This is a genomic window from Stenotrophomonas sp. PS02289 (assembly GCF_029960115.1).
Lineage (GTDB): Bacteria > Pseudomonadota > Gammaproteobacteria > Xanthomonadales > Xanthomonadaceae > Stenotrophomonas.
In genome coordinates, this window is record NZ_JASCOZ010000337.1 from 1 (window position 1) to 1,222 (window position 1,222).

2 protein-coding genes are annotated in these 1,222 nt (G+C 63.9%); both read right to left on the reverse strand.

Annotated features, from left to right (window positions below; all coding sequences use genetic code 11):
• Nucleotides 1-332: 332 nt before the first annotated feature.
• Nucleotides 333-728 carry a glycine cleavage system protein GcvH gene (gcvH, locus tag QMX83_RS21475; protein ID WP_282298651.1) on the reverse strand — a complete coding sequence of 132 codons (396 nt, stop codon included), beginning with the start codon at nucleotides 726-728 and terminating at the stop codon, nucleotides 333-335.
• 54 nt (nucleotides 729-782) lie between these two features.
• A partial coding sequence (locus QMX83_RS21480; RefSeq protein ID WP_282298652.1) for a glycine cleavage T C-terminal barrel domain-containing protein occupies nucleotides 783-1,222 on the reverse strand: 440 nt, incomplete at its 5' end.

Here is a 1,222-nt window from a genome sequence, read left to right on the forward strand (position 1 = left end):
GAACACATGCGACGGGCGGTGCGATGACGAGGGCGGCGTGCTTCGCCGCGTCCGGCGGCGAAGCAGTACCGGGTCGAAACGGCGACGAAAACTTTTCACATCGGTCAGCGCTTTTTGCTTCCGGTTTGGCAGAAATGCGCAAACTTTTGACCGCCGATCAGCGGTCTTCGGGCGGCACTCGACCCCACCGGTGGCGTCGAAAGGATCGCTTGAAGGTGTCGTGTCATGCGCATCGCGCGCCCACTTCCCTCACGTGCGGATAACAGATGCGGGACCGCGCGCAAAAAAAAACGGCCGCACGTGGCGGCCGTCTGGTGTCCGGAAAAGCGACCTCAGTGGTCGTCGCTTTCCAGGACTTCGGCATAGGCGTCCGGATCCAGCAGGTCGTTGATCTCTTCCTTGTTGGAAAGCTCGACCACGAACATCCAGCCGTCGCCATAGGCGTCTTCGTTGATGGTTTCCGGCTTGTCGGTCAGGCTCGAGTTGACCTCGACCACGGTGCCGCTGACCGGGCTGTAGACGTCCGACGCGGCCTTGACCGACTCGACCACGGCGATCTGCTCGCCGGCCTTGGCCTCGGCACCCACGTCGGGCAGTTCAACGTAGACCAGGTCGCCCAGCAGGCCCTGCGCGTGGTCGGAAATACCGATGGTGACGCGGCCGTCGCCTTCGACACGGGCCCACTCGTGGGACTTGAGGAACTTGAGGTCGCCGGGGATCTCGCTCATGGAACTGCTCCGAGGAAAATTAGGGGGGCTGAAAACGGGGGTAGTGTAACCAACTCAACCTTCGGCCAGAACGCCGGGCTGGGCCTGGCCTTCACGCACGAACGGGAACTTGACCACGCGCACCGGCACCTGGCGGCCACGGATGTCCACGTGGACCTGACCCAGCTCGCCGGCAGGAACACGCGCGAATGCGATGCCCTTGCCGAGCGTCGGCGAGAACGTGCCGGACAGGATTTCGCCGTTGCCACTGGCAGTCGACACAGCTTGGCCGTGACGCAGCACGCCCTTCTCGTCCATCACCAGGCCGATCATCTGGCGTGCGGTGCCGTCGGCCTTCTGTGCCTCCAGTACATCGCGGCCGATGAACTCGCGACCTTCATCCAGTGCGACCGTCCAAGCCAGCGCGGCTTCGAACGGCGAGATCGCTTCGTCCATGTCCTGGCCATACAGATTCATGCCCGCTTCCAGGCGCAGCGTGTCGCGTGCGCCCAGGC

Coding starts and splice junctions, on each gene's coding strand:
- gcvH (WP_282298651.1), bottom strand. CDS start 728: ATGAGCGAGATCCCCGGCGACCTCAAGTTCCTCAAGTCCCACGAGTGG.